Annotated in this window: 13 protein-coding genes; 8 read left to right on the forward strand and 5 right to left on the reverse strand. The window is 67.8% G+C overall.

The genetic code is table 11. The annotated features are described in order from the left end of the window. Window positions 1–25: 25 nt before the first annotated feature. The 4 genes from ABB22_RS10090 to ABB22_RS10105 form a co-directional block, all read right to left on the reverse strand. Entirely contained in the window at window positions 26–442 is a 417-nt protein-coding gene (locus ABB22_RS10090; protein ID WP_055766599.1) for a hypothetical protein, read from the reverse strand. Next, the gene (locus tag ABB22_RS10095) at window positions 439–936 is read right to left on the reverse strand and encodes a phage holin family protein (RefSeq protein ID WP_055766596.1); all 498 of its coding nucleotides are present in this window, start codon (window positions 934–936) and stop codon (window positions 439–441) included. The genes ABB22_RS10090 and ABB22_RS10095 overlap by 4 nt, the downstream gene beginning before the upstream one ends. A gap of 7 nt (window positions 937–943) precedes the next feature. Further along, complete coding sequence (locus ABB22_RS10100; RefSeq protein ID WP_055766593.1) at window positions 944–1,303, reverse strand: hypothetical protein; 360 nt, start codon at window positions 1,301–1,303, stop codon at window positions 944–946. Between the two features lie 99 nt (window positions 1,304–1,402). Then, window positions 1,403–2,827, reverse strand: coding sequence for a Do family serine endopeptidase (locus tag ABB22_RS10105; protein ID WP_055766589.1), 1,425 nt, complete (start codon window positions 2,825–2,827; stop codon window positions 1,403–1,405). A gap of 465 nt (window positions 2,828–3,292) precedes the next feature. Here ABB22_RS10105 and ABB22_RS10110 point away from each other — a divergent pair, with 465 nt between their 5' ends. The 4 genes from ABB22_RS10110 to ABB22_RS10125 all read left to right on the forward strand — a co-directional run bounded on the left by ABB22_RS10110 (window position 3,293) and on the right by ABB22_RS10125 (window position 8,048). Further along, window positions 3,293–5,446, forward strand: coding sequence for an adenosylcobalamin-dependent ribonucleoside-diphosphate reductase (locus ABB22_RS10110; protein WP_055766586.1), 2,154 nt, complete (start codon window positions 3,293–3,295; stop codon window positions 5,444–5,446). Between the two features lie 141 nt (window positions 5,447–5,587). After that, window positions 5,588–6,229 (forward strand): hypothetical protein, encoded by a 642-nt coding sequence (locus tag ABB22_RS10115; RefSeq protein WP_055766584.1) that lies wholly within the window; start codon window positions 5,588–5,590, stop codon window positions 6,227–6,229. A 76-nt stretch (window positions 6,230–6,305) separates the two neighbouring features. Continuing rightward, entirely contained in the window at window positions 6,306–7,070 is a 765-nt protein-coding gene (locus ABB22_RS10120; RefSeq protein ID WP_055766581.1) for a TSCPD domain-containing protein, read from the forward strand. Between the two features lie 111 nt (window positions 7,071–7,181). Beyond that, window positions 7,182–8,048 carry a hypothetical protein gene (locus ABB22_RS10125; protein ID WP_055766578.1) on the forward strand — a complete coding sequence of 289 codons (867 nt, stop codon included), beginning with the start codon at window positions 7,182–7,184 and terminating at the stop codon, window positions 8,046–8,048. A gap of 627 nt (window positions 8,049–8,675) precedes the next feature. Here the strand turns inward: ABB22_RS10125 and ABB22_RS10135 are convergent. Beyond that, on the reverse strand, window positions 8,676–9,053 hold the full coding sequence (locus tag ABB22_RS10135; protein ID WP_055766572.1) for a VOC family protein: 378 nt from the start codon (window positions 9,051–9,053) through the stop codon (window positions 8,676–8,678). Window positions 9,054–9,234: 181 nt separating this feature from the next. Here ABB22_RS10135 and ABB22_RS10140 point away from each other — a divergent pair, with 181 nt between their 5' ends. The 4 genes from ABB22_RS10140 to ABB22_RS10155 all read left to right on the forward strand — a co-directional run bounded on the left by ABB22_RS10140 (window position 9,235) and on the right by ABB22_RS10155 (window position 12,931). Next, window positions 9,235–10,362, forward strand: a complete 1,128-nt coding sequence (locus tag ABB22_RS10140; RefSeq protein WP_055766569.1) for an alpha/beta fold hydrolase — start codon at window positions 9,235–9,237, stop codon at window positions 10,360–10,362. Window positions 10,363–11,280: 918 nt separating this feature from the next. Continuing rightward, window positions 11,281–11,949 (forward strand): hypothetical protein, encoded by a 669-nt coding sequence (locus tag ABB22_RS10145; protein ID WP_055766566.1) that lies wholly within the window; start codon window positions 11,281–11,283, stop codon window positions 11,947–11,949. A 78-nt stretch (window positions 11,950–12,027) separates the two neighbouring features. Continuing rightward, entirely contained in the window at window positions 12,028–12,300 is a 273-nt protein-coding gene (locus ABB22_RS10150; RefSeq protein ID WP_055766563.1) for a hypothetical protein, read from the forward strand. Between the two features lie 61 nt (window positions 12,301–12,361). After that, the gene (locus tag ABB22_RS10155) at window positions 12,362–12,931 is read left to right on the forward strand and encodes a DinB family protein (protein WP_055766560.1); all 570 of its coding nucleotides are present in this window, start codon (window positions 12,362–12,364) and stop codon (window positions 12,929–12,931) included. The last annotated feature ends 2 nt before the right edge of the window (window positions 12,932–12,933 follow it).

The raw sequence follows: 12,933 nt of genomic DNA on the forward strand, positions 1-12,933 counted from the left end.
AGGGCGCGGCCGGCGGCCGCGCGGATCAGGACTCTGACAGCTCGGTGGCGGCTGCGGCCGCCTGCGGCGGTGGGCCGGCAGCGGGTTCGGGCGGCGCGGATGCGGCCTGGCCTTCGTCCGTGGCGGCGTGGCTGGCGGCCATGCCCGCCGCGGCCGCCAGTCCCGCTTCCTGCAGGCTGGCGATCGACGCCTGCGCCGAGGCCACCAGCCCCGACACCGAGCCGATCATCTGCAGCCAGCGCGCGCCGCTGAAGGCGCCGCCCGGTTCCAGCCTGCCGGCCACGAAACCGCCGGCCAGTCCGGCGATCACGATGCGTCCCGGCGTCCAGCTGCGGCGCCAGGTCGTTTCCAGCGTGTCCCACTGCTGCACGGTCTCGTCCATGCGCACCTGCACGACGGCTTCGGCGCGGCGCACGCGGCGTTGCAGGGCATCGAAGTTCATGGTGTTCCGTTCCCCGGGATCTTCACGTCGGCGTCCGGATCGTCCTCGGCCGGCTCGTCGAACAGGCCCAGCCGCGACAGCTGCCGCCGCGTGGCGTGCATGCCGGTGTGGTGGAAGAAATACGTGACCCGCCAGACCGCATAGCCGGTGACCGCCAGGCTCGCCACCGAAGCGATCAGCAGGGAGACGAACCACGACAGGCCGACGTAGCGCAGGAAGGCGATCAGCGTGGCGGCCAGCAGCAGCCAGGCCGAGGCGCCGAACACGATGGCCACCCCGCTCCAGGCCAGCGCGCGCCCGAAGGCGCTGCGGGCCAGGGCGAAATCGGCCGAGGCCAGGCGCCGCAGCGAGCGCAGCGTGTGCGCCGCCGAATCCAGCGTCTGCCGGCCGGCGCTGCCGACCTGGCGGATGCTTTCTTCCAGCCCGGGCGCCGCGTTGCCGTCCTCTTCCGTGCCGTTGCCGGTGGCGCCGGGTGGTGGCGCGTTGTCGCTCACGCCCGGGTCAGTCGTTGCTGCGGGCGAGCTTGGCGATGATCCAGCCGGCGGCGAAGGCCACGCCGAACGAGGCCAGCGGGCGCTCGCGGATCAGGTCGGCGGCGCTGTCGATCAGGTCCTTGCCCTTGTCCATCAGCGCGTCCATCTGCTCCTTCGCCGCGGCGCCGGAAAGTTCGGCGGCGGCCAGGCCGGACAGCGCGCTGTCGGACAGCTCCGCCTTCACGTTGGCCTTGCCCAGGCGCAGTTCGTCGCCGGCGGTGCTGGCCGCGTCCTTGACCGCCGAGCCGGCGGCGCGCGCGGCCGACTTCAGGTGCGATCCTGCATCGCCCAGGTGTTCCTTCATGCTGTCGGTGTTGGTGGGGCTCATCACTTCGTCTCCTTGTTTCGGCGGGAGCGCCACCATGGCGGCGCAGGGTGCAAGCAATAGCAGCGATGGGGTGTAAGGAACGTTACGAGCGCGCGGCCATCATCGCATCACCAGCTGGCCCTGCGTGTTTCCACGGACGATGCGCAGCACCAGCTGCTGCGGGCGCGGGCTGAAACTCGCGCGCCAGCTGGCGAGATCGACGAACTCGCCGCTGCTGGCGGCCAGCACGATGTCGCCGCCGGACAGGCCCGACTGCGCGGCGCGGCTGCCGCGCGCCACCTCGCTGACCAGCACCCCGTTGAGGCCCGCCTGGCGCGCCGATTCGGGCAGGTCGACGAAGGTGGCGCCGGTCAGGCGCGGGTCCAGCGTGTCGCCGGTCACCGCACGCGGCTGTTCCTTGAGCGTGGCCTTGAGCTGCAGCGGCTTGCCGTCGCGGCGCACATCCAGTTCGACGGTACGGCCCACCGGCTGCAGGCCCTCGAAGTTGTGCAGCGCCTGGGCATTGTCCACGCGCTGGCCGTTGATCGCGGTGACCACGTCGCCGGCGCGCAGCCCCGCCGCGGCAGCGGCCGACCCGGACAGCACCCGGGTGACCAGCGCGCCGCGCGGTTCGTCCAGACCCAGCCCCTGCGCGATCTGCGCGCTCAGGTTCTGCGTCTCCACGCCCAGCGTGCCGCGCACCACCACGCCCTTGGTGATCAGCTGTTCGACCACGTCGCGGGCGAGGTTGGAGGGAATGGCCAGGCCCAGGCCGATGTTGCCGGCCATGCTGCCCTGCGGGTTGAAGCTGGCGGTGTTGATGCCGACCAGCTGCCCGGCCAGGTTGACCAGGGCGCCGCCGGAGTTGCCCGGGTTGATCGAGGCGTCGGTCTGGATGAAGTTCTGGTAGCCCAGCCCGCGGATGCCGCTGCGGCCCACTGCCGAGACGATGCCCGAGGTCACGGTCTGGCTGAAGCCGAACGGGTTGCCGATGGCGACCACGAAATCGCCGGTGCGCAGCTGGTCGCTGTCGCCCAGCGGCAGTGCGGTGAGCTTGTCGGCGGGGATGCGGATCAGCGCGATGTCGGTGTCGCGGTCCGAGCCGAGGAACTCGGCCTTGACCGTGCGCCCGTCGGCCAGCGTCACCTGCACGTCGTCGGCGTTTTCGATCACGTGGTGGTTGGTCAGCACGTAGCCCTTGGCCGCGTCGATGATCACCCCCGAGCCCAGCGATTCGTTGATGCGCTCCTGTGGCACCTGCGGGAACAGGCGGCGGAAGAACGGGTCGTCGAAGAACGGATTGCGCACCCGCACCACCTGCTTGGTGTTGACGCTGACCACCGCCGGCATCACCCGTTCCAGCATCGGCGCCAGCGACGGCACCGGCTGGCCGGCGACCGAGGCCGGCAGCGCCGCGGTCGCCGGCAGCATGGCGCCGGTGGCCGCTTCGGCGCGGTTGTCCAGGTGGGCGTTGATGGCGCTGGCGGTGAAGCCGCCGAAGGCGGCGGCCAGGGCGAGGGTGAGCAGGGTCGGGAGCGGTCGCATAGGTGCCGGGGTTCCATGCTGGGACGCCGTTCGGGGCGTCCGGGGTGGGGCGGAAGTTGCTGAACGGGAGTGTGGCGGCAGTGACCTAAATCGACAATGAAATGTTCCGCAGCGCCGCAATCGCCGGGCTGCCAAGCCTTGCGCGGATTGCAAGATCCCCGACACATATTTTTCGTTTGACATCACCCCTATGGTGGGTAAGCTTGGCCTCGCCATCAGCCACTAGATGTTGGGTTGATGTGAAATGCGTCCCCAAGAAGTAGGGTTGAGGCCCGGGGTGCAAGCACCCCATCGGAAGGCGTGCAATGACGACGGAAGCGATGCAGACAGCCGGCCCGCGCCGGACCAATCCCCGCCCACCCGCAGGCGCGTGACCACGCGCCGGCATCGTCGTCGTTGCAGCCCGGCCCGACCGGGGAAACGGTAAACCGCACCGCAAGGTGCACAAGGAGAGTTCCCACCATCATGAGTACGGTGCGTCTGGAAGTGGTCAGCAACCCAACCCGATCGGACCTTATCCCCCTGCAGCCCGCCTCGCAGGACATCTGGGACAAGAAGTACCGCCTCAAGACCAAGGCCGGCGAGGCGCTGGATGCCGACATCGACGGCACCTACCAGCGCGTGGCCCGTGCCCTGGCCGACGCCGAGGGCAGCGACGAGAAGCGCGCCTACTGGTTCGAGCGCTTCGTCTGGGCGCTGCGCCGCGGCGCGATCCCGGCCGGCCGCATCACCTCCAATGCCGGCGCGCAGGAACACAAGCCGGCCACCAGCACCATCAACTGCACCGTGTCGGGCACCATCACCGACTCGATGGACGGCATCCTGGAAAAGGTCCACGAAGCGGGCCTGACCCTGAAGGCCGGCTGCGGCATCGGCTATGAGTTCAGCACGCTGCGTCCGCGCGGCGCGTTCGTGGCTGGCGCCGGCGCCTACACCTCCGGGCCGATGTCCTTCATGGATATCTACGACAAGATGTGCTTCACCGTGTCCTCGGCCGGCGGCCGCCGCGGCGCGCAGATGGGCACCTTCGACGTGTCGCACCCGGACGTGAAGGACTTCATCCGCGCCAAGCGCGAGGACGGCCGCCTGCGCCAGTTCAACCTGTCGCTGCTGATCACCGACGGCTTCATGGAAGCGGTGGACCAGGACGCCGACTGGCCGCTGGTGTTCCCGATCAACATCAAGGAGCAGGCCGAGCTTGACCCGGCCAGCGGCGAGGAAGTGGTCTGGCGCGAATGGCCGACCCACGAGAACTACATCGTGCGCGACGACGGCCTGGTGGCCTGCAAGGTGTACGGCCACATCCGCGCCCGCCACCTGTGGGACATGATCATGGTCTCGACGTACGACTACGCCGAGCCGGGCTTCATCCTGATCGACCGCGTCAACGAGATGAACAACAACTGGTGGTGCGAGAGCATCCGCGCCACCAACCCCTGCGGCGAGCAGCCGCTGCCGCCGTACGGCGCCTGCCTGCTGGGCTCGGTCAACCTGACCAAGTTCGTGCGCGACCCGTTCACCGACAAGGCCTCGTTCGACTGGGACGAGTACAAGGAGGTGGTGCGCGTGTTCACCCGCATGCTCGACAACGTGGTCGAGGTCAACGGCCTGCCGCTGGAACAGCAGCGCAACGAGATCGTGCGCAAGCGCCGCCACGGCATGGGTTTCCTCGGCCTGGGCAGCACCATGACCATGCTGGGCATGAAGTACGGCTCTGCGGAATCGTGCGAATTCACCGAGTCCATCGCCCGCGACATGGCCGTGGCCGGCTGGGAAACCGGCCTGGAACTGGCTCGCGAGAAGGGCCCGGCGCCGATCATGGAGGAGGCCTTCGACGTCACCGCCGCGATGCTGCGCCAGCGCCCGGAGATGCGCAAGGACGGCTGGAAGGCTGGGCAGAAGATCCAGGGCAAGGTGCTGCACGCGCGCTACAGCCGCTACATGCAGCGCATCGCCTCGGTCGCCCCGGAACTGGTGGACGAACTGGCCGAGACCGGCGCGCGCTTCACCCACCACAGCTCCATCGCGCCGACCGGCACCATCAGCCTGTCGCTGGCCAACAACGCCTCCAACGGCATCGAGCCGTCGTTCGCGCACCACTACAGCCGCAACGTGATCCGCGAGGGCAAGAAGACCAAGGAGAAGGTGGACGTGTTCTCCTTCGAACTGCTGGCCTACCGCGAACTGGTCAACGCCAAGGCCATGCCGTTCGCCGAGGATTCGCAGGCGCGGCTGCCGGACTACTTCATCGCCGCCGACGACATCTCGCCCAAGGAGCACGTCGACGTGCAGGCCGCCGCGCAGAAGTGGGTGGACAGCTCGATTTCCAAGACCGCCAACGTACCGACCGACTATCCGTACGAGCAGTTCAAGGACATCTACCGCTACGCGCACCAGCAGGGCCTGAAGGGCTGCACCACGTTCCGCTTCAACCCGGCCGCCTTCCAGGGCGTGCTGGTCAAGGAAGCGGACCTGGAGAACACCACCTACCGCTTCGAGCTGGAAGACGGCCAGGTGGTGGAGGTCAAGGGCAACGAGCAGATCGAGTACGACGGCGAGATGCACACCGCCGCCAACCTGTTCGATGCCCTGAAAGAAGGCTACTACGGCAAGTTCTGAAGTCGCCTTCGAACGCCGTTCAGCCGTGTGGCTGAGCGGCGGCGGTGGTTCCGCCACCGGGTTTTCGCGCATGTCCCACGCTTCACCCGCTTCGATTTAGCATCGCCAACGTTACGGACCCGATGCCCTCAGGAGGGCTTTATGAGCAATGGCAATGGTGTGACGGCGACTGTTTCCCAGGTTGCCGAGAACGTGAAGGAAGGCGCGGCCCACCTGGGCGAAGCGATGGCCGCCACCGCCAGCGATACCGTGGCCGCGGTGAGAACCCGCGCGCGCAAGGTCGAAGCCGGCGCGAAAAAGCAGGTCGCCAAGGTGAAGAAGGCCGTCAAGAAGGCCGAGAAGGTCGTCGCCAAGAAGGCGGCCGCCGCGAAGAAGGAAGTAAAGAAGACCGTCTCGAGCGTGCGCCAGAAACTGGAAGCGGCCAAGGCCAGCGCCAAGGCCGAGGCCGCCGACCTGAAGAAGAAGGGCGCCGGCAAGCGCGCCACCGCCAAGAAGGCCGTCGCCGCCGCCGAGAAGAAGGCGGTCAAGAAGGTCACGTCGGCGAAGAAGACGGTGAAGGCCGCTGAGAAGAAGGTGGCCAAGGCCGTCGGCAAGAAGACCGCCGCGGTGAAGAAGGCGGTCGGGAAGGTCGAGAAGAAAGTCGCCGGCAAGACCGCCGCCGTGAAGAAGGCGGTGAAGAAGGTCGAGAAGAAAGTGGCCAAGAAGGCCGCTTCGGCGAAGAAGACGGTGGCGAAGAAGGCCGCCGCCGTGAAGAAGGCCGCGAAGAAGGCCGTCCGCAGGTAGGCCGTACCCGCGTCCCCGTCCGCCACGGGCGGGGACGCCGCAACCCGCACCACAACGCATAACCAGGACCCGCACCATGGCCGTCAAGATCGACAAGAAAATCAAGGGTTATTCCGTCATCACCCCGGACGACAAGGCCCGGGAGGCGACGGCCAAGGCTCCGGTCGCACAGGCGCAGGACGATGCCCAGGACAGCAACATCGTGCACATGCACGAGCGCATCGAGCGTCCCGACGTGCTGATCGGCAGCACCTACAAGATCAAGTCGCCGCTGGTGGAGCACGCCTTCTACGTGACCATCAACGACATCGTGCTCAACGCCGGTACCGAACACGAACTGCGCCGCCCGTTCGAGATCTTCATCAACTCCAAGTCGATGGAGCATTTCCAGTGGATCGTGGCGCTGACCCGCATCATGTCCGCCGTGTTCCGCAAGGGCGGCGACGTCACCTTCATCGTCGACGAGATGAAGGCCGTGTTCGACCCGAAGGGCGGCTACTTCAAGGCCGGCGGCGTGTACATGCCCTCGCTGGTGGCCGAACTGGGCTCCATCGTCGAAGACCACATGAAGTCCATCGGCCTGCTGCACGACCCGGAAATGAGCGCCCACCAGCGCGCCCTGATCGCCGAGAAACGCAAGCAGTTCGAAGAGCGCTCAAAAAAAAACACTGACGCCGTGATCGCCGCTCCCGCCAGGCGCGAGGAAGACGTGGAAGTCACCGGCGAAGGCACCAGTTTCCCGCCCAGCGCCACCATGTGCCACAAGTGCAGCACCAAGGCGCTGGTGGTGATGGATGGGTGCGCGACCTGCTTGAATTGCGGGTACAGCAAGTGCGGTTGATGGTCGGATAACGCCAAAAGAGATCGGGGCCGGAGCTCTAACGAGTCCGGCCCTTTTCTTTGCAGCATTGGGAAAGCCCTCTGCTCTGATCCTGCCGCAAGCCGGGTGCCGATGCGCTGGTCCTTCGTATTGCCGGAGCCGGATGCGCAGTCAGCTTTTGGCATGGCCGCTCTTTTCATGGACCGCAATGCAGGGGAGACGATGCGAAAGAACCGATGGATGATTGGAGCCTGGCTGACCTTCGTCGCGTCGATGGCCGCGACGGCCGGACCACTGGACTACACGCCTTCGCAATGGGCGCAGATCGACGTACTGCGCAGGTCGGCAAGCGAGCATGCCAATGCGAAAGCCGGCGAAGCATGTGGATGGAGCCCGGCCGAGCCCGATACGCCGATCGACATGGTGGCGCTGGACGCGGCGCCGGTGAGCCAGCCGGCGCTGCGTGAAAAGCTGATGGCCATGTTGAAGGAAGACCAGGCTTCACGCGATGTGATGTTTGCTGCGGAATCGCCGATCAGCAAGGCCCGGGTGGGATATGGCGACGCGCGGCATCGGAAGGAATTGATCGCCATCGTGGATGAATATGGCCTGCCTACCACGGCCATGGTGGGCGACAGCGGTGTGTGGGCAACGTTCTATCTTTCCGTGCATGCGGATGAGGACCTCGCCCTGCAGCGGCGTCTGCTGGATCTGATGGAGAAAGCAGCAGGAGCAAGCGCGATACCGGCCTATTTCCCGGGAATGTTCACCACGATCCGTCGCAATGTGCCAATGGGAAAGCCCTATGCCGAAATCTACGAAGGCGATCAGAAGGGGAGGGAAGAGGCGGGTGCGGAGCCTTTGATCCCCGGCGATCCGAAATCCTGCTTCGCTTCCAGGCGCAGGACGTTTGCCAGGGAATGGTTGCGCGATCATCTACCCGTCGATATTGCAGGCGTTCTTCCGGATGCGGGGGAGGGAGCTGGAGAGGCGCTCTGAGTTCGTCGACGGAGGAAGGAGGTATTACGCGTCGGTTGTGTTGGACGCGAACCAGCGTTTAAGCCGTAGCGCCCTATGAAGCGGCGGTCACGCAATTCCATTCCATGAAGCGGCATTGCGTCGAACCTGGGGCCGGTGGTCAAGGTCGCTTTTGCCGGAACAACCAGTCGCGCCATGCCGTGCCGGGGTGGATGTCGGCAACCTGCATGCGAGCGGGGCGCAGCACCCGATAGGGCATGGCCATTCGGTAGGACGTGGTGGAGACTCCGGCGCCGAACTTTCCGGCGTGGGCCCCTGCGGAAACATCCGCTGCCATCCGGGCGATGCCCGCGGCACTCTCCATCGGGCAGCCGGCCCGTGCGCATCCGACGAGTGGGATGCACAGGCGGGAGAGGGGGCCGATCATTGTTCGCATCGGGAACATCGGATGGAAACCAAGCTGCGGATGCCGGCTGGGTAGGGTTGTACGGTGAACCATTGTCTGTGGCAGGAGCGCGGGCTCAAGGCACAGTGATTGCCGGCGGGCACCATCGCGTGGCTACCTGTACCTGCCTCGACATTTTTCCATGGCCGCCATGCACCGGATCTGCATCCGCGAGCGCCCGCGAGCGCCCGCCGGAGGCTCGGTCACGCGGATGGCGGGTCGATGTTCTGCCCGATCCGCCACAGCACGCCGCTGGGGTCGGTCAGCACGAAATCGCGGATCGCCCACGGGCGGTCTTCCGGTGGAAGCGCGCGCACGCCATAGCGCTCGGCCAATCGCTGCGCCTGCACCTGCCGCCACCACGATTCCACGTCGGCGACGAGCATGTGCATCATGAAATTGCCGGCGTGTTCGGCCACGTAGAATTTCTGCAGCAGGAAGCTGCAGTCGCCGGCATGCAGGTAGGCCAGGTCGTCCGACGACCATGGAACGCTGAAACCCAGGTCGCGGTAGAAGCGCAGCGACAGGTCCATGTCGCGCGCCGGCACGAAGGCCTTGATCTCGACGGTTTCCAGGTTCATGGCGGGTTCCCGTGGTGGACGGTCCCGATCCTGCCGCATCGACCGGCCGCTTTCCAGGATCCTGCACCGGTCACACGCCGGTGCGTCGAAAGACGGAATGACTTTGGACCTGCTTGATCTGCCCCTCGTGCCGATGGAGGCTGTCGGGCAAGCCCCCAACATTGCAACGCAGGAGACTGCCATGACGAGGAATCGATCCGGATGGCGTGCGCTGGCCATCCTGTTGCTGGCGTCGCCCCTGGCGGCGACCGCGCAGGACGCCTGCCCGGACCGCTCCAGCTACGCGCCGGCGCGCGAGATCATCGCCGACCTCGGGCGCATCGTGGCGCCTGGCGGCGTGCAGGAGGACTACGCGGCACAGATCGGCGGCATCCAGCAGTGGGTGAACGTGCGCGGGCAGGACCGCGACAACCCGCTGCTGCTGTTCGTGCACGGCGGGCCGGCGTCGCCGGTGATTCCCACGCTGTGGCAGTTCCAGCGGCCGCTGGAGGAGTACTTCACCGTGGTCAACTACGACCAGCGTGGAGCGGGCAGGACGCTGCTGCTCAATCCGCAGGAGGACGTGGCCGGCACGCTGCACATCCAGCGCTACGTGGACGATGCCATCGAACTGGCCGACTCCCTGCGCAGGCGCTACCACAAGCGCAAAGTTGTACTGGTCGGCCACAGCTGGGGCACGGTGGTGGCGATGCAGGCCGCCCTGCAGCGGCCGGACCTGTTCCATGCCTACGTCGGCATCGGCCAGGTGATCGACGTGCGCACCAACGAACGGGTCAGCTTCGACTACGGCCTGCGCACCGCGCGCGAGCGCGGCAATGCCGGGGCGGTGCGCGAGATGGAAGCCATCGCGCCTTACCCCGGCGATGCGCCGATCACCCGCGATCGGATCGTCGTCGCCCGCAAGTGGCCGCAGTACTACGGCGGGCTCAGCGCCTACCGCAGCGAGTCCAACTACTTCTTCAAGGGACCGAGGCTGTCGCCGGACTACGACGATGCCGCGCGCTGTGCGATCGACGCCGGCAGCGTGTTCACGCTGGGGCGGCTGCTGGACGAGTTCCTGCAGGTGGACTACCGCGGGGTGAAGGAATTTCCCATCCCGGTGCTGATGTTCATGGGGCGCCACGACTACACCACGCCATCGGAACCCACCGCCGCCTGGCTGGCGCAGGTGCGCGCGCCCTACAAGCGCGGTGTCTGGTTCGAGCATTCGGCGCACATGATGCCGTGGGAGGAACCGGGCAAGACCCTGGTCAGCCTGCTGGAGCATGTGCGCCCGTTGGCGGTGCAGGGAGAAGCCCAAGGCCGGTGACCGCGCGCGGTGAGCCGTGCCGCATTCCGGTGCGCGATGCGGAACGCCGCCCGCCCTGCCGGGCCATGACCGGCGTCCATCCCGGCAGGGAGAGGCCGCGTGCGGGGGACGCGGTGGCATGGACGGTCGTTGGCATTGGCGGGAAGGGTGACGGTGCCGGCGGCCTGAAGCGCGCCGGGGGCTCTTTCCGCAGCCGTGGCACCGGCAGTCGCGCCGGATGCGCCGGCTACCGCAGCAGGCGTGTTCACGACGGTGGCGCACACACCGGTCGGCACCCACGCCCCGGATGCCTGCATGATCGCCGGCGAGTTCTCTCTCCTCGGCCAGATCATCCGCTCACGCGATGGCGTGCAGACGGCAGGGGCCTCGACAGAGGCGGAACTGAGCCGCGTGTGCGAAGGGCCGGCCCGACCTCGGCGCAGATGGGCGGCAAGGCCGTCGAGGTCATCTACATGGACGCGTGCCCGTCGCCAGCGCAGGGCAAAGGCCGCGGGCTGTTCGGCAAGTACTTCGACGGTGAATGCGGCGAGCACAAGGCCGCCGACCTGTCCGGCCTGCCGGCAAGCTGCGCGCAGGGCGGCGGTATCGGGATGGCGGATTGGCGCGGAGCCGGTCGTGAGGAACGCAGGGCCGGTCCGTGGCCGCACTGCCGGCCCGTAACGCCGGTGGTCAGCGCCCCGGCGTCCCCGTCACGCGCGATTTCGCGCACGAAGTCCGCTGGTGATGCCGCTGCGGGTGGGCCACGGCCTGGCCGCGCTGGGCCGGGGAGTCGCCACGCGCGGCGGCAGCGCCGGCCGACCGGCTCAAGCTGGAACTGCCGAGGATCGGGCGTGCTTCGAAGGCGGGCCAGCCCGGCGCGGCTTGCAAGCCGCGCCCGCGCGCCGCAGATTGACGCATCGCCATCCAGGGAGCGCACGCATGCGGGGTCTTGATTTCAGTTCATGGCAGGCCGTGCTCTCAACGCTGCTGGGGCTGATGATCATCACCCTGGTAGGCGTGGGCATCCGCCTGCTGGTGATGCAGACGCTGCAGCAGCGGCGCGAGCGTGAGAACCGGCAGATCAACGAGCGCCTGCGCACGCTGATCGCCGCGTACAAGACGCTGGGCGGCTCGTTCACCGGCGAGCTCGGCGTGGACCCGAAGCATCTGCGCGACCTGCGCGGGCAGGAGGGGGCCGAGGCTCTCGCCGCCACGGCGTCGGACCGTTCCCGGCGCATCCGCGATGCGGTGGAGGCGGCGCTGTCGGACATTCTGCTGCTGGGTACCGACGAGCAGGTGCGGCTGGCCGCGCACGCCGCCACCGAACTGGCGCAGGGCCGCCCGGTGCATACCGATGCGCTGGTGGTGTCGTTGCGCGACTTCATCCGCCAGGCGCTGGACTTGGCGCCGGTTCCCCGTGATCTGGCGATCCCGCGCCAGGGGCCGACGCGCCCGGCTGCCGGCGCGGCCAAGGGGCGCAAGGACGAGGGCGGCGCCAAGGGCGGCAAAGGCGGTGGCGGCGGAGGCATGGGCGCGATGGGCGGCGGCATGGGCGCGGGCATGGCGCTGGGCGCGCGCGGCGGCGAGGACCACGACAGCGACGCGTGAGGCGGACAGGCGCGCCGCGATTGCGTTGGCAATGGGCTTCGCGCAAGCTCTGGGCTCCCTCAATCCTGGTGGCCGCCCATGCAAGACAACATCATCCAGATCATGCCCGCCGCCGGCTGGGTTGCCGTGTTCGATGAGGACGGCGAGGAAAGCGCGCAGGGCGTGGTGTGCTTCGCGCTGGTGGAAAGCGCGATGAAGCGCGAGGTGCGGGCGATGGTCGCCGACGGCGCGCAGATCGGCTTTGCCGACGCGCTGCCCAACTTCGTGCGCGTGCAGGAGCTGGACGCGTTCGAGGAGGACGACGAGGACGAGGAAGAAGAGGACGAGGAAGAGGAAGAAGACGAGGCGTGATCTCCGTTGCGCTCCTTGTTCCCGGCGTCGCCATGGCAGGCCGCATCACGGGCCTGTCGCGGTGACGCCGCGGTCTTCCGGCGCGGGGAACGACCTGCTCGACGAAGCCTTCGCCTACAAGCGCTGGGCGATGCGGCGCACGCTGGAAGCGATACGTGCGATGGATGCGCAGGCGTTCCCGGCCAGCGTCGCCTTCGCGCGGCAGCAGCTCAACCACATCGTGATCGTGGAGGAGCTGTTCCGTTCGCGCCTGCTCGGGGATGCGGCGCCGCATGCGGCTACCAATACCGCCGAGGTGCCGGCGCTCGACGCACTGGCTGCGCGCCTGGAAGCATCGGATGCCTGGTATGCATCCCATCTGGCCGGGCTGGCGCCCGCGCTGTGGGACGAAGCGCTGCGCTTCCGCTTCGCCGATGGCCGCGAAGGCTGCATGACGCGGCGTGAAATCCTGTTCCACATCCTCAACCATTCCACTTACCACCGCGGCGCCATCGGGCATGCGCTGGATCTGGCGCGGGTGCCGCATCCGGCCGACACCTGGACGGTGTTCCTCCACGAGAGCCAGCCGCAGCGGCGCGATGGCGTGCCGCCCGGCGCAGGCCCGGATGCGGGCCTGCGGGCGAAGCGGTAAGG

Origin of the sequence: Stenotrophomonas nitritireducens, assembly GCF_001431425.1 — a bacterium.
Lineage (GTDB): Bacteria > Pseudomonadota > Gammaproteobacteria > Xanthomonadales > Xanthomonadaceae > Stenotrophomonas > Stenotrophomonas nitritireducens.